The organism is Rhodococcus sp. MS16 (genome assembly GCF_013277795.1).
Classification (GTDB): Bacteria; Actinomycetota; Actinomycetes; order Mycobacteriales; family Mycobacteriaceae; genus Rhodococcus_F; species Rhodococcus_F globerula.
Genome location: NZ_VBTM01000001.1, coordinates 279,809 through 295,584 on the forward strand (window position 1 = coordinate 279,809; position 15,776 = coordinate 295,584).

Consider the following 15,776-nt stretch of genomic DNA (forward strand, 5'->3'; position numbering starts at 1 on the left):
AGTGTGCACAACATTCACTCGCGTGCGGCCACGAGCTCGCTGTCCGCGGTGGATTTCACTCCGATGAGTGGAAGCAACGCGACGGCGGCAATCAATGCGAGTGAGCCGCTGACCACCAGAAATCGCCAATCGGCGAGCCACGCTCCGAGCAGTGGTGAGCCGGCTCGGGCCAGCGCTGTCGGAATGGTGATCGCGGCAAGGACACTCGCGAAGTGGGTAACGCCGAAGTTGTCGGCCAGTATCGACGGCCGCGCGATGACGCCGACGCCTTGGCCGAGACCCACAGCAGCGACGCACAGCAACGTCAGGGGTATCGACAAGCCCGCGAGTGGTAGCAACAGTAGGCCGAACCCCTGTATGGCGAAGGCGCACGACGTGACCGGTGTGATGGCCAGACGGGTGCCCGCCACTGTGAGTATCAGCCGCGAGAGAATCTGCAGGACACCGACGGCGATGGGCACTGATGTTGCGACCGCAACAGAGTGACCTTGGTCGAGCAAGTATGCGATCACGAGTAGGAGGAAGGCCGACGCCGATCCTGCCTGAGCGACGAAAGCGATCAGCAGCAACCAGAACCGGCGCTGCCGCAGTGCTGCACCGAAAGGCGTTCCTGACCTTGCCCGGACTCGGTTGCGATGAGCGGCGCGCGACGGTACGGCCCACAGATGACCCGGAACCGCGGTAGTGACGAGTATCGCCGACAGGATGATCAAGGTTGTGCGCCAGCCGAATTCGCTGTTCATCCAACCGAGGAGTGGATACACCAGATATGTCGACAGTCCGGCGATCATCGTGACGGTGAGAATCGCCTGATTTCGTTGATGCGCTTCGGTCGCCACCACGATCACCGCGAAGGTCGACTCGTACGTCGACATTGCCAGTGCCAGCCCGATCAAGGCAAACGCAACGTACAGCGACATCAGGTTGGTTGCCTGTGACCACATCAGTACCGAGCCTGCTCCGATCACCGAGCCGGTGGCCATGAGCGTGCGTCCGCCCCGCCGGTCGAGGATGCGACCGACGGGCAAAGCGGCCAGTCCGCCCACCAGCGTCGATACTGTGGAGGCACCTGCCACGGCGGTGCGTGAGACATCGAGATCGGTGGCGATGGGAATGAGGATCACCGGCAGGATCTGGATCATCGCGATGAAACTGATGGTGTTCGTGAGCGCGAAGACCATCACCAGATGGCGTCGATACTTAGGGCTGAGAGAAGTTGGAGTGTCGGTCTCGGCGGTCATCCGCGAAGTAGCGGAAGCAGCTGGCTGCCTTGGCGTTCGATCTCGGGCAAGTACGGGGTGTCGGACAGAACGAAGTGACTGATCCCGAGATCTTCGTATTTACGTAGCGATTTTGCAACGTCTTCGGCGGAACCGACCAGCCACGTGGTTGCCGCGCCACCACCGCCCACTTTGCCGGGCGTGGTGTAGAGGTTGTCATCGAGTACCTCACCGCGCGAGGCCAGATCGAGCAGGCGTTGTTGGCCAACTGCGCTTCGACGGTGTGGATTCTGTGCCAGCGATTCGGGTGCACCTTGTTCGCGCTGGCGGGCTGCCATCTGTGCGACTTTTTCCTCGGCTTCTTTCCACGCCTGCTCTGTTGTGTCTCGGACAAAGGTGGTGATCCGCAAACCGTATTCCAGTGGGGCGTGTTGCCGTTCGATCTGTCGACTCAGTGCCTCGAGTCTGTCGATGCGTTCGGCGACACCGTCAAGTGTTTCGCCCCAGAACAATTGGACATCGGCCTCCGCGGCTGCGACTTTCTCGGCGGCTTCCGAGGCGCCGCCGAAGTAGAGCTTCGGGTGTGGACGGCCCGGCCGAGTCTCGATGCGCGGCCCAATGGTCGAGTTCTCCACGTGGAAATGCTCGCCGCGGTAGGTCACGTTCTCTTCGGTCCACAGTTTGCGAACGAGTTGGAGGAACTCCTGGGTCCGCGCGTAGCGATTCGCTTGATCACCATCGGTGTCTCCGTAGGCAGCGAGATCGTCCTTGCCGGATACGATGTTGACGCGGACGCGACCGCCGGTGAGGTGATCGAGTGCCGCCGCAGACGCCGCAAAGTTAGCCGGGCGCCAGTATCCGGGGCGGATCGCGATGAGTGGCTCGAATGTGGTTGTCCGCGCGGCCAGTGCAGTGGCCACCGTGAAGGTGTCCGGACGCCCCCAGCCTGCGCCGATCAGGGCACCGGTCCAACCGTTCTGCTCCAGCGCGAGTGCCTGGCGAGTGAGGGTTTCGAGGCTGTTGTGACCGGCCTGCGTGTTGTCGCCGCGGTGGCCGGGCTCAACCTGATTGGGGATGTACCAGAGGAATTCGGTGCTCATTGCTTCTTCCTGATCTGTGCGAGATGGGACAACTGCGCGTCACGTACTTCGGCTGTTTGTCCTTGCACCAGGACGAAGAGGGCTGTGCGCGCGTACAACTGCGCAGTGTTGTCGCGAACGATGCCCCGTCCCGCTCGGGCTATGACAAGGGCATGAGTGAGGGTGACGAGAGCTTCGCCCATGGCAACTTTTGCCGCCAGCCGCTCATCGATTCGGTGCCTTTCGTTCCCCGTGCTCTTGGCTGCGTCGGAGAGTGCGTATGCGTCGGTCCGAAGCTGCGCGATCCGGGGGCGCCACAGGTCGGCGAGCTCACGGGAAGTGGGATGAGCCTGCTCGAGTTCGCCGAGGACTCTGTCGGCAAGCCCGAAATGATGTGGCCGGGCGTCGCTTGCCGTGCTGAAATCGGTTGTGCGGTACTTGGATAGAGGAACCCTGCTGATGACATGCGCTTCCGGTACGAACACTTCGGACAATGTCACTCGTTCCGTTCGACTACCGGCCACGGCACTCAACTCCAGATCGGAGGACTGAACACGCTCGTTGATCGGTACCAGTGCGGTCACAACGGTGCGGGTCGAGCTTTCGACAGCAGCCACCATCAAGACGGTGTTCAGGCCCCAACCGCTGACCCACGAGATAGTGCCGGAGAACGTCCAGCCGGCAGATTCACGCGTCGCCGCGATGAAGTGGTCGGGGTATCGCCGGACGTCGCTGATCGCCGCTCCGGTCAGTAGGCGTCCGCGCAGAATCTGGTGGGCGATCGGGGGTAACTCGGTGCCTGCCGCGTGTGCATCGGCCAGTCGCCCGACCACTGGCGCATGCTGCGCCCATACGAGCCACGTGTTCAGGCAGGCACCGGCCAGGACTTCGTGGAGGAGTCGATCACTATGTCGGTCGACATGTGCCCCGTCGAACTCGGCCGGCGCCAGATGGTTCAACAGGTGGAGGTCGGAGAACTCGACAATGCGTTCAGGGGTTACTCCGTGCCGATCCGTTTCGAGCGCGGTCGGTAGCAGTACGGCGTCGGCATACTGCTTGGCACTGGCCACCAACGGATGCGTGTTGGCAGCCGTAACTGCCTGAGCTCTCACGTGGGTGGCGAGTTCGGAGACAGTCATACAGGCACGATTCCTCTCGAGGTGTAATGGATTTCGGCAGCGGCGAAGAGGGGATTTGGATCGTCGCGAGAAAAACTCGCTGTTGCGATCGCATGTGCCCCTACAGAGAAATCTACTGCGGCGGAGCAATTTTCACCAGATTGTGATCATCGTGAATGCAAGAGGTGACGTTTGCTCCGGGATCGGGTTGACTTCCATTCAGTGTCTACCAGACCTCGACGGGCTGCGTTCTCGTTTCAGTCGCGACGGTGATCGTCCGTCTCTCCCTTCGGAGCCCTTCAAGAAAGGCAAATTCCTTTGTTCACCAAAAGTTTTCAACGTGCCGTCAAGTCTGCGGCGGCCGTGACAGTACTGGCCGTAGCACTTGCCGCCTGTGGTGGCGCGTCGGCGTCGGACGGCACCGCCGGAACACCGGTGGACGGCGGGACGCTGACCTTCTACGACCCTGTCGATTACGCGGCGTGGAAACCTACGAACTCGCTGTGGTCCAACAGCCAGGTTTCCAACAATCTTGCTGAGCGGCTGATCTGGCAAGACCCTGAAACGGGTGAATACCGGCCATGGTTGGCAGAGTCGTACCAGGTCAGCGATGACCATCTGTCGTACACATTCACGCTGAAGTCCGGCGTTACATTCAGCGACGGCACTGCGCTGAATGCCGGAGTGGTCAAGGCGAACTTCGATCAGCACGGCATCGGCGACGCGCAGAAGGGCATCACCGTGGATCCGTTCTGGACCGATTACGCCGGCACCGATGTGGTCGACGATCGGACGGTTGTCGTCAAGCTGGCGAAGCCCAATGTCGGCTTCATTCAGATCCTGTCGAACTACCGTGCCAGCTCGATCCTCGGGCAGTCGCTGCTGGATCGAGATCTCAACGGTCAGAGTGATATTCGTAACTGGGTGGGAACAGGCCCCTTTGTGGTCGAGTCGGTGAACGGAACCAGCGGCGTCACTCTCGCACGACGCGACGATTACAACTGGGCGCCCGAAGGTTCGGGTCATTCCGGCCCAGCCTACTTGGAGAAGATCGTCTTCAAGACAGTTCCGGAAGCCGGAACGCGAGTCGGCGCATTGCAGTCGGGTGAGGCGCAGATCGCGCGCAACATCGCGCCGTACGACGAGGAAACTGTGACGGCAGGCGGCGGAGTCCTGCTACCGATTTCGGTGCAGGGTGAGACCAACGACCTGACCCTTCAGTTGAAGGATCCGGAAGCGCCAACTCAGGACAAGCGGGTCCGTCTTGCGTTGCAGGCGGCCACCGATCGCACGGAGATCAACCAGACTGTGCTGTCCCCGAACTACCCGGTTCCGTCGAGTGCACTGGTTCAGGGAACGCCGCTTCGTGGTGATTCGAGCAGCTATCTCACCTACGACCTCGACAAGGCCAAGTCCCTGCTCGACGAAGCGGGTTGGAAGCCGGGAGCAGACGGGGTCCGGGAGAAGGACGGCAAGCGATTGGCCTTCCACTTGCGGGTGGCACCCTACTATCAGGTCTCGCAGTCGGTTCTGGAAGTTGTTCAGTCGCAGTGGCGAAAGGCCGGCGTCGACGTCACGCTGACGCGCCCGTCGTTGACTGAATACGAGTCCCAGCTGGCTTCCGCGCCGGACTGGTACTTCACGCAAGGTCAGACGTCCACCGCGGAACCCAGTGTCCTGCGCACGTCGTATGGCAGTGACCGCCAGAACGGGACCAAGAACTTCCAGAAGGACGAAAAGTTCGATCAACTCTTGGCGGCGCAGTCGTCTGCATTCGATCCGAATGAGCGCAAGACCGCGATCCAGGCGATCGAAGATCACATCTTCGGCGAGGGCTACTCGATACCGCTCTACGACGAGACCCAGGTCTTCGGCCTCGCTTCCAGCGTCCACGGTTTTGCCACTGAATCCACCGGCCGGTCGTGGTTCTACGACACATGGGTTTCGCAGTGAGAGGCAACGGAGGAATGTGCAATTACACCCTGAAGCGAATCGGGCAGTCGTTCTTGGTGATGTGGGCCGCCTACACTCTGTCCTTCTTTCTCCTCAGCGCATTGCCTGGGGACGCGGTGAACAACCGCATCCAGAACCCGGAGGCCCAACTGTCCCCGGAGTCCGCGCGGGCGCTGGTCGAGTACTACGGACTTGATCGGCCGTTGCTGGAGCAGTATGTCAGTGGTCTGGGTGGAATCCTGCGGGGAGACTTGGGGTATTCGCTCACCAATGGCACACCGGTGACCGGTCTCATCGGTGACGTCCTACCGAGCACGCTCCAACTTACCGGTCTGGCATTGGTTTTCGGCCTCGTCCTGGCAGCTGTCATCGCCGTGGTCGCGAACTATGCTCCGTGGGCGTCGGTGCGAAGTGTGGTTGGTTCGGTACCGGCGCTGTTCGGTTCGGTACCCACTTTTGTGGTGGGAATCCTTGTACTGCAATTCTTGTCGTTCAAGTTGCATGTGATTCCGTCGTCCGACGACGGTTCGTTCCTGGCACTACTGGCTCCGGCCGCGACATTGGCTATTCTCATCGCTGCACCGCTGGCACAGGTGTTCAGTACCTCGATAACCACAACCCGCGACTTGCCATTTGTTCACGTACTGCATGCGAAGGGCGCTGGGGAAGGGTATGCCTTTCGCCGGGGCGTACTGCGAAACTCTGCATTGCCGGTACTGACGCTTCTCGGACTTGCCTGCGGCGAACTGATCGCCGGATCTGTGGTGACCGAGGCAGTCTATGCTCGACCAGGACTCGGCCAGCTGACCGTGAACGCGGTCGGTACCCAGGATCTCCCGGTTCTCCAGGGAGTGGTGTTGGTTGCGGCTTTGGCATACGTGGCAGTCAACCTCGCGGTCGACCTGGCGTACCCGTACATCGACCCGCGGGTTCTTGTCGACGGGCAAAACTCACGCGTCACCGCTCGTAGAACCCGAACGAAGCTGGTACTTCCCGGATTCGGCGTCAAGGCAACTGGCGTCGCCCCTGTACCCGTTTCGGTTCAGCGCCGGCTGCCGGCGGAGGTGTCGATGCCATGACCGTCATCATCGAGGACACAACGGTGCAGAATGCACCGCCGACGAGCGGTGCAGAGCCAGAAGCAACTGCGTCGATCGTTCGAGAAACGGTGCGATGGGCTGCCCGGAACTGGGGTTTGGTGCTGTCGACCGCCATTTTTGTACTCGCGGTGCTGTGGGCGCTCCTGCCAGGGGCGTTCACCAGCTTTGATCCGATTGCCGTCGACAACGGCCGTAAGTTGTTACCTCCGTCCGGCGAACACTGGTTTGGTACCGACCTTCTCGGTCGCGACATGTACGCACGTGTCGTCTACGGCGCACGGGCGTCGCTACTGGGCGCCAGCATGGCGGTCGCCGTCGCGGTGATCGTCGGTTCGGTGCTCGGCGCAGTTGCCGGTTGGTTCGGTGGGTTCGTCGACACCGTGGTGATGCGACTCATCGACGTTGTGCTGTCCGTCCCCGGTTTCTTGCTCGCTATCACGATCGTGGTGGTGTACACGGCAAAAGTGGGGCAGGCGGGCTTGATTCCCGCCGCGATTGCAGTGGGTCTGACCTCGGCGGCGACGTTCGCGCGATTGATCCGGTCCGAGGTACTCACCGTGCGGGCAAGTAACTACGTCGAGGCGGCGATCACCAGCGGCGCAACCACGTTCACGGTTCTGCGGCGCCACGTGGTTCCGAACTCGTTGGCGCCGACCGTATCGCTGATCGCCGTTCAACTCGGGATCGCCATCATCTGGATTGCCTCACTGAGCTTCCTCGGACTCGGTGCTCAGCCACCGAATCCTGAATGGGGACTGCTTGTTTCGGATGGGCGGCAGTTCATTGCCACTCGAGGATGGCTCACACTCTATCCCGCACTCACCATCATCGCGGTGGTTCTGGCGACCAACAACATCGCTCGTCACCTCACGACAAGGAGTTCGCGATGAGCCTGGATCCAGTCTTGTCCGTCAAAGGACTCACCGTTGGCTATCGGACGAATCGCACGCTTGCGCCAGTGGTGCACGATGTCAGCTTCGACGTCGGCCCCGGTCAGGTTCTGGCGCTGGTGGGGGAGTCGGGGTCGGGTAAGACCACCACCGGCCATGCGATCCTCGGCTTACTCCCCACGAACGGCGAAGTGATCTCGGGTTCGATCGTCTTCCGTGGTCAGGAGCTGACCGCGTTGAACCCCAAGGGGTGGCGCGAGATCCGTGGCCGGTCGGTGAGTCTGATTCCGCAGGACCCGACGGTGTCCCTCGATCCGGTCCGCCGGGTGGGGCATCAAGTCGAAGACGTGGTGCGTCTTCATACCGACCTCGGCGCGGATGCGCGGCGTGAGCGTGTTCACGAACTGTTCGGGCTCGTCGGTTTCGACGATGTCGAACGCCGATACGGGCAGTATCCGCACGAGTTGTCGGGGGGAATGCGGCAACGAGTGCTGGTTGCAGCCGCAGTGGCCGCGGAACCTGATCTGATCATCGCCGACGAACCCACGTCGGGACTCGATGCGACCGTGCAGAAACAGGTCCTCGATCTCATCGACAGCCTGCGGGCTCGATCGTCGACTAGCATGGTTCTGGTTACCCATGATCTTGGTGTTGCCGCAGACCGCTCCGATCTCATCGGAGTCATGCGCAACGGGCATCTGGTGGAAGTCGGACCGACAGCGGAGGTTCTCGCGAATCCACGGCATGCCTATACCCGGCATTTGTTGAACAGCGTGCCATCGCGGTTGTCGGTGCGCGAGAATCGAGGCTCTGTGCTCGCGGCACGGAAGACGGTTATCGAGGTCGCGGACCTGCACAAGGATTACGGCGAAGTCCCTGCCGTGGACGGTATTTCGTTCCACGTTCGGCAAGGCGAGACTTTTTCGATCGTCGGCGAATCCGGTAGCGGAAAGTCGACCACTGCCCGAATTCTCGCGGGATTGACCACTGCGACGTCCGGGCGCGCGTCCGTGCTTGGTTCGGACATCACTGCACTGAGCCGCTCGGAGTTTCGGCCACTGCGCCGTGACCTGCAAATCGTGTATCAAAACCCGTACTCGTCGTTCGATCCCCGGTTTACGGTCTTCGACGTAGTCGAAGAACCGCTGCGGTCTTTCCAGAAGGCGCACTGGGGACGACGCCGGGGAAACGTCGACCGCGTGGCGGCTGCGTTGGAAGCCGCGGCACTACCAGCTGACTTTGCGCGCCGTCATCCACGTGAACTGTCCGGTGGCCAACGCCAACGTGTGGCAATCGCCCGTGCGCTGGTGGTCGAACCGAAAGTTGTCGTGCTCGACGAGCCGATCTCGGCGCTGGACGTGTCTGTGGCCGCACAGATTCTCGAACTCCTACAGCGCCTTCAACAAGAGCGCGGGCTCACTTACGTTTTCATCTCGCACGACTTATCTGTTGTTTCCGCAATCTCAGATCGAGTTGCGGTGATGCAGCGCGGACGCATTGTCGAGCAAGGATCCGTGGAACAGGTCTTTTCGAATCCCACGGACGACTACACCGTCCGGTTGCTCGAGGCGATCGCCGGACGCGAACTCACCACTACCCGAGGAACCCCATGACTACTCGACCCGACACCCTCGATGCCGCTCTGATCCGGTTCAGGTCCATCTTCGGTGAACTGGCAAAAGGTGCCGGAGAACGTGATCTGTCCGGCGAACACCCGTATGAACTGGTACGGGAGCTTGCCGACGCCGGATTCGGCAAGCTGCGAGTCCCCCGCGAGTACGGCGGATTCGACGTCGATTTGCCGACCTTGTTCGCCCTGCTCGCGGAGGCCGGGCAAGCCGACGCCAACGTGCCGCAGATCTGGCGTGGGCACTTCACCACCACCGAGATTCTGCGGCTGGAAACCGATTCCGAGGTGAGGGGGTATTGGTTGACTACGGTCGCCGGTGGTGCGGTGTTCGGCAATGCGCAGTCGGAGCCGGCCGACCGTGTTGCCGGCCTTGATTCGGGCGGCGGATGGGGCACGATCACCACACGGGTCAGGCGCAGTGACGCGGGCGAGCGGGTTGTCTCCGGTACCAAGTTCTATTCGACAGGCTCCCGCTTCGCGGATTACATTCGGGCGGCGGTCGTGGACGGCGACGGGCACCGGGAGTTCGTGGTGCTCCCCGCCCGGCACCAGGGCGTTGAGCATGTCGACGACTGGGACGGTGTCGGACAACGCCAGACCGGTAGTGGTACAACAATTTTCACTGATGTCCCGGTGGAGTCCAACGGCGACATCGGCCGCTATACCGAATCTTTGCGTGGGCTGGACTCGTTCGTTCAGATCGTGCATCTGGCGAACCTGGTCGGGATTGCGCGCAGTGTCCTGGCTGAGACCATCGATATCGTCCGTAACCGAACCCGCACCAGTCGGCATGCCTTGACGCAAGATGCAGTCGCCGATCCGGACGTGCTCGGTGTTGTCGGAACTCTCTACTCCCGCGCGCTGACGGCGGAAACTCTGCTCGGTCACGCCGCGCGTCGGTTGGACGAGGCGCATGCCACCGGTGACGAGGCGGTGTATTCCGACGCCTATATCCAGGCCTCTGCTGCGCAGGTAGCAGTCATCGACGCTGTTCTGGCAGCCTCCAGTGATGCGTTCAACGCGGGCGGTTCGTCCACAGCTCGTAGGCGAGCGCACCTGGATCGACATTGGCGCAACGCGCGCACGCTCGCGTCACACAATCCGGTCATCTACAAGCCGCGGGTGATCGGCGACTACTACGTCAACGGAAATGCGCCGGTATCAGGCTATTACGCCGATCGGCCGTCGGCAGCCAACGCTGCGGACCAGAGCGAAAGGGTTCAGCTGTGAGCGGGCAACTGCATCTGAACGTCAACATCCTCAATGCCGGTGTCTTCGGAGGCTCCTGGCGGTTCCCCGATACCGACGCGCTGGCGAGCTACACGATCGAGCACTACACAGCAATCGCCAAAAAGGCCGAGGCGGCCAAGCTCGACGCGGTTTTCCTCGCCGACGGTCCTCTACTGGACCCGAGTATCAGGCACCGATCCGGCAACAACCTGGAGCCCACAACAGTATTGGCGCGGGTGGCCGCACAGACCGAGAAGATCGGACTGATCGGGACACTGTCGAGTTCGTACAACGATCCGGAGGAAATCGCCAGGCGACTCGGAGACCTCGATTACGTCAGCGGTGGGCGATTCGGTTGGAACGTAGTGACAACGGCGGGGCCGGTCGCAGCGCGCAACTTCGGCCATACCGGCGAGCCGGAGCACGGTCTCCGCTATCGCCGAGCCGCGAGTGTGGTCGACCAGGTGGTCACCAAGTGGGGAGCGCGAACTGAACTCGTATCACCGCAAGGACGGCCTGTCATAGTGCAGGCAGGAGGCTCCAGTGACGGAAAGCGGTTGGCCTCGCAGATCGGTGAAGTGATCTTCTCCGCGGAACAGGACCTGGACAAGGCGCGAGCATTTCGCACCGAGATCCGCGAAGGTGCAAGGAAGTTCGGTCGTTCCCCGGACGAGGTGGTCGTTCTTCCCGGGCTGTCGACAGTGTTGGGCAGCACGGAGGCGGAGGCTAGAGCGCGGCGCGAACTCCTCGACGAGTTGCTGCCCGATGCGTACGCCCGCGATCGGCTTGCCGGACAACTCGGATTCTCCCTGGACGGACTCGACGACAATGCGCCGATTCCTCCTGAGCTACTGAGAAATCCGGATCACGCCGGCGGATCTCAGACGTTCTACCGGGTTGTCCTCGGCATCATCGAGCGCGAGAATCCGACCCTGCGTCAACTGTTGAAGAAGCTGTCCGGAGGTGGCGGTCACCGCATAGTCGTCGGCACTCCGGAACAGATCGCCGACGACATCGAGCGGTGGTTCCGCCATGGCGCGGCCGACGGATTCAACGTGATGCCGGATGTATTGCCTTCGGGGTTCGACGATTTTGCCGACCATCTCGTGCCGGAGTTGCGCCGGCGAGGCCTGTTCCGCACCGATTACGAGGGGACCACTCTGCGTGATCACCTCGGGCTCGGTGTGCCTGGCGTCCCATACACCACCACAGACGAGTACCCGCTCGTGAGCGCGGAATGAGGAGAAACAAATGACCGTGTTCGTGGAGTTGGCGGTGGGTGAGTCGGCGGGACAAGTATCAGTCTCCGCCGCAGATGCAATCGCACGAGTTGCCCAGAGCGTGAACGCAAGTGGCATCAGACTTGTCGACGAGGTCGAGAGCCTGCGCACGATCGATCCTTCGATTGTCGGCAGCTACCTCGCTGGTCGGTACGGACACCTCGGGTACCTGATCGATGCGCGGACAACGCACAATGCGCCGTACAACCTGGCTCGGCGCGTGCTGTCGCTGGATCGTGCGACAGACGGCCGCGTGGGTGTTGTCCTCGCGCCGGGGGAGGGCGACGAGGTCAGCGATGCGACAACCCCAGACCCCCAGGCATCGGATACATCCGAACGGTGGGTCGAGTACGCGGAGATCGTCTCGCGGCTGTGGGAGTCGTTCCCGCGCGCGGCACTGCTCGGAGACCAGGAACGTGCCACCTTTGTCGACGACACGTTGATCGCACCGATCAATCACGAAGGTCGGTTCTATCGCGTGGCCGGACCGTTGGACGGACCGGCGTCGGTGCAAGGTCGCCCCGTGGTCGTGGCTGCCGATCCCGACGCTCTGGGATGGTCGCGGATCGCAGCGGTTGCGGACGTGGTCATCGTGGAGCGCAACAACATCGACGGGGCCGACGCTGCCCTGTCGGGCGCACTTCATTCCGTTGGACGCCGGCGATCCGATGTTGCGCTGCTGGCCCGGTTGACCGGTGCCGTCAGTGCGGTAGAACTCAAGCAGTGGGCGCCTGACAACGGTGTCGACGGATTTGTCCTCGCGACAAGTGGACGTGACGAAGCTGCGATTGTGGACCTTGTCAGGGACGTGGTGCCTCAACTTGCGGGACCGATAGGGCGCACGCTGCGTTCGACACTCGCGCTGCGTGAGAGCGCAGAGGTGTTTGCATGACCGCCGTACATGTGTCTCCGGCACCCGTACCGGAGCACGGCGTGGAGCGTCGGGAGGAATCTTTGACTGTCGCCGGGATCCGAGCAGCTGCCGCTCCGGTGTTGACCCGCCTCGGTGCCACTGCTCGGGCTCGCGAAGAGACACGTGACTATGCGTTCGATGATGTCCGTGAACTTGCCGATCTCGGAATTGCCCTTACCGGCATCGCCACTGCCGAAGGTGGCGGCGGAGGAACCGTCAGAGATGTCGTGGAGCTGGTCATCGACATTGCCCGTGCGGATTCCAATGTCGCGCAGGCGCTTCGGCCGACATTTTTGGCTGCGAACCAGGTTGCCAGTCGTGAGGACGTTCCGCTTCGGGAGATCAATCTGGAGCGTTTGCGTCAACGCGCGTTGTTCGTGGGTACCGGCAACGAGCGCAACGGCGGGGCGAGTGGAAGCGTATCCACCACAGCCCGGCGTCACGGTGATGGTTATGTCGTCAACGGACGAAAGTTCTATTCGACGGGCGCGTTGTACGCGACGTACTTCTCGTCACAAGCAGTCACCGAGGACGGCACCATCATCCGATTCACGGTGCCCGTTGATCGCGCGGGCGTAGACCGACGTGACGACTTCGACGCTATCGGCCAGCGGCTGACACAGAGCGGTTCCACCTGGTTCAACGATGTGTGGGTCTCGGATGACGAGGTTGTCGTCGCGGAGGACTCGCGTCCGGACAATCCGTGGCAGGGCTCCTTCGCGCAGCTCTATCTCGCGGCGGTACAGGCGGGCATTGCGGCGCGCGCGCTCGATGATGCGGTGTGGTTCGTGCGGGAGCAGGCTCGTCCCATCAAGCACAGCTCGGCGACACAGAGCGTCGATGATCCGTACGTGCGGGCGACCGTCGGAGAACTCGGTGCGCGGGTACGGGCAGCACGCGCGGTGGTGTTGTCGGCTGCCGAAGAGCTCCAGAACTTGCGGGGATTGGCGGGCGAGGATGCGCGGCGGGCCGGCGCGAATGCCGCCGTTGTCGTCGCAGAATCAGGCGTCATCGCGATCGAGTCTGCGCTTCGCGCTTCGGAATTGCTCTTCGATGTCGGTGGCGGTTCGATTACGAACCGCGAGTGGGGTTTCGACCGTCACTGGCGTAATGCCCGTACGGCTGCGAACCACAATCCGCGTCAGTGGAAAGCGGCAGTCGCCGGCGCCTATCACCTCACCGGGGAAGAGCCCCCTCTCACGGGGTTGTTCTGAAACAGATTTGTGCACAGCACCATTCATGTGAAAGGAAATCAATGACCATCGAGGTTGACCGTGTACTCGGCCGAACCGGTGTCCGGATCACTCCACTGACGCTCGGGACGATGAACTTCGGCCGCTGGCAAGAGGATGGGGAGAGCCTTCGGATCATTTCGTCCGCTCTGGATCTCGGTGTCTCGGCTATCGACACCGCGGACGTGTACGCCCAGGGTGTTTCCGAAGAGATTGTCGGGAAAGCGCTCACAGGTCGGCGCGACGACGTGTTCCTCGCGACGAAGTTCCACGGCCAGATCGGGACCGACCCTCGTCACGCGGGCAATTCACGCCGCTGGATCACGCGGGCGGTCGAGGACAGCCTGCGCAGGCTGCGTACCGATTACATCGATCTCTATCAGGCACATCGCCCGGATCCGGATACGAGCCTGCTCGAGACGTTGCAGTCACTCAACGACCTGATCCGTCAGGGCAAGATCCGGTACTACGGAACCTCCGCGTTTCCGGCACATCTACAGGTCGAAGCCCATTGGCTTGCCGAGAAGTACGGTCTTGTCGCCCCTCACGCCGAGCAGCTGCCTTACTCGCTGCTGGTGCGTGGCGTCGAGCGTGAGGTGTTCCCAGTGGTGAGGAAGTACGGCGTTGGCGTCCTCTCCTACGGCCCGCTTGCCGCCGGGTGGTTGTCCGGCAAGTATCGGTTGGGCGCGCAGCAACCGGAATCGGCTCGTGCCGAACTGATCCCGGGTCGCTTCGACGTGAGTGCCGAGCGCAACCAACGCAAACTGGTGGCAGCTGATGCACTTGCCCAGCTTGCGGAGGACAACGGACTCACACTTGTCGATCTGTCGATCGGATTTGCCCTCAATCATCCGGCGATCAGCAGTGTCATCATCGGCCCCCGAACGCAAGAACATCTCGAAGCGTATGTGAAGGCCGCGGCGGTGCAGCTGAGCGATCAGATCCTGGATCGCATCGATGAGATCGTCGACCCGGGTACACAATTCTCCGAGCGAGACACCGGGCGAGACACTCCGTCGTTGACACCGGCCGAGCTTCGCCGCGACCACCGCTGACCTACTGAAAACTACTGAAAACTACCGAAAGACATTCACACTCATGAGCTATGGCACTTTCGAAACCACCTACACTGCTGATGCCGAGCGCTACACCAAGATTCCGTACCGCAGAAGCGGTGCGTCGGGGCTCGACCTTCCCGCGTTCTCTTTCGGGCTGTGGCAGAAGTTCGGTACCGACTACGCGTTCGAAACGCAGCGGGAGATCATCCTGCACGCTTTCGACCTGGGGATCACCCATTTCGACAACGCGGACCGGTACGGCCCGCCGCACCGCGCCGCGCAACAGAACTTCGGAAGGGTTCTGGCGAAGGATCTGGCGTCCTACCGCGACGAGATCATCCTCTCGACGAAGGCAGGCAACGCGATCGGGCCCAGCCCGTATCTGAAGGGTGGATCCCGCAAGTCCTTGCTGGCCTCGCTCGATCACAGTCTGCGTGATTTCGGCACTGACTACGTCGACATCTTCTACAGCCACAGCCCAGACCTGTCGACTCCCATCGAAGAGACTGTCGGAGCCCTGGTGTCAGCTGTGCAGCAGGGCAAAGCGCTCTATGTCGGACTCTCGAACTATCTACCAGAGCGTGCGCACGAAGCCGCAGTGTTGCTCCGCGAGGCCGGCGTTCCGTTGCTCATACACCAGCCGAGGTATTCGATCTTCGATCGGCGTATCGAGCAGAACGGATTGCTCGAACTGGCGCAAGAGGACGGCTTCGGGCTGATCGTGTATTCGCCGCTGGCTCAGGGTCTGCTCACGAACAAGTACCTCGAGACGATCCCCGCCGATGCCCGAGCAGTCAACAGCACCTTCCTCAGTCCCGATGTCCTCACCGACACCTATCGGCAGCGTGCATCCGAGCTCAACAAACTGGCGGAATCACGTGGACAGTCGTTGGCGCAGTTGGCGCTTCAGTGGGTCTTGCGGCAGCCAGCAGTCACGTCGGCGTTGGTGGGGGCCAGCTCGACGTGGCAGCTCGACCACAATCTGCAGGCACTGAGCTTCCCGGAGTTGACCGACGAGGAACTCGCCATCATCGAAGAGCACGGTGTTCACGGCACCGGGCTGAACCTCTGAG

General features: G+C 61.9%; 13 protein-coding genes. 10 read left to right on the top strand and 3 right to left on the bottom strand.

Features of this window, described 5'->3' with window-relative positions:
- Positions 1-14: 14 nt before the first annotated feature.
- The 3 genes from FEZ60_RS01305 to FEZ60_RS01315 are packed head-to-tail and all read right to left on the bottom strand — an operon-like array spanning position 15 to position 3,438.
- Complete coding sequence (locus FEZ60_RS01305) at positions 15-1,241, bottom strand: MFS transporter (protein ID WP_172935357.1); 1,227 nt, start codon at positions 1,239-1,241, stop codon at positions 15-17.
- Positions 1,238-2,320 carry an LLM class flavin-dependent oxidoreductase gene (locus tag FEZ60_RS01310; protein WP_095886094.1) on the bottom strand — a complete coding sequence of 361 codons (1,083 nt, stop codon included), beginning with the start codon at positions 2,318-2,320 and terminating at the stop codon, positions 1,238-1,240. Before FEZ60_RS01310 ends, FEZ60_RS01305 begins: the two co-directional genes overlap by 4 nt.
- Positions 2,317-3,438, bottom strand: a complete 1,122-nt coding sequence (locus FEZ60_RS01315; protein ID WP_172935358.1) for an acyl-CoA dehydrogenase family protein — start codon at positions 3,436-3,438, stop codon at positions 2,317-2,319. The genes FEZ60_RS01310 and FEZ60_RS01315 overlap by 4 nt, the downstream gene beginning before the upstream one ends.
- Before the next feature lie 297 nt (positions 3,439-3,735).
- On the opposite strand from FEZ60_RS01315, the gene FEZ60_RS01320 reads away from it, so the two are divergent.
- From FEZ60_RS01320 to FEZ60_RS01365, 10 genes are read left to right on the top strand one after another with little or no spacing between them, the layout of a single operon-like run.
- Positions 3,736-5,370, top strand: a complete 1,635-nt coding sequence (locus FEZ60_RS01320; protein ID WP_095886096.1) for an ABC transporter substrate-binding protein — start codon at positions 3,736-3,738, stop codon at positions 5,368-5,370.
- A gap of 14 nt (positions 5,371-5,384) precedes the next feature.
- Positions 5,385-6,449, top strand: coding sequence for an ABC transporter permease (locus FEZ60_RS01325; protein ID WP_095887814.1), 1,065 nt, complete (start codon positions 5,385-5,387; stop codon positions 6,447-6,449).
- A complete protein-coding gene (locus FEZ60_RS01330; protein ID WP_095886097.1) occupies positions 6,446-7,360 on the top strand; it encodes an ABC transporter permease in 915 nt (304 codons plus the stop codon). Before FEZ60_RS01325 ends, FEZ60_RS01330 begins: the two co-directional genes overlap by 4 nt.
- Complete coding sequence (locus tag FEZ60_RS01335) at positions 7,357-8,973, top strand: ABC transporter ATP-binding protein (protein ID WP_172935359.1); 1,617 nt, start codon at positions 7,357-7,359, stop codon at positions 8,971-8,973. Before FEZ60_RS01330 ends, FEZ60_RS01335 begins: the two co-directional genes overlap by 4 nt.
- Positions 8,970-10,220, top strand: coding sequence for an acyl-CoA dehydrogenase family protein (locus FEZ60_RS01340; RefSeq protein WP_172935360.1), 1,251 nt, complete (start codon positions 8,970-8,972; stop codon positions 10,218-10,220). The genes FEZ60_RS01335 and FEZ60_RS01340 overlap by 4 nt, the downstream gene beginning before the upstream one ends.
- Complete coding sequence (locus FEZ60_RS01345) at positions 10,217-11,461, top strand: LLM class flavin-dependent oxidoreductase (protein WP_172935361.1); 1,245 nt, start codon at positions 10,217-10,219, stop codon at positions 11,459-11,461. Before FEZ60_RS01340 ends, FEZ60_RS01345 begins: the two co-directional genes overlap by 4 nt.
- Positions 11,462-11,471: 10 nt before the next feature.
- Complete coding sequence (locus tag FEZ60_RS01350) at positions 11,472-12,392, top strand: LLM class flavin-dependent oxidoreductase (RefSeq protein WP_172935362.1); 921 nt, start codon at positions 11,472-11,474, stop codon at positions 12,390-12,392.
- Complete coding sequence (locus FEZ60_RS01355) at positions 12,389-13,627, top strand: acyl-CoA dehydrogenase family protein (RefSeq protein WP_116104037.1); 1,239 nt, start codon at positions 12,389-12,391, stop codon at positions 13,625-13,627. Before FEZ60_RS01350 ends, FEZ60_RS01355 begins: the two co-directional genes overlap by 4 nt.
- 41 nt (positions 13,628-13,668) lie before the next feature.
- Complete coding sequence (locus FEZ60_RS01360; RefSeq protein ID WP_172935363.1) at positions 13,669-14,700, top strand: aldo/keto reductase; 1,032 nt, start codon at positions 13,669-13,671, stop codon at positions 14,698-14,700.
- 43 nt (positions 14,701-14,743) lie between these two features.
- A complete protein-coding gene (locus FEZ60_RS01365) occupies positions 14,744-15,775 on the top strand; it encodes an aldo/keto reductase (protein WP_033234740.1) in 1,032 nt (343 codons plus the stop codon).
- Position 15,776: the final 1 nt, after the last annotated feature.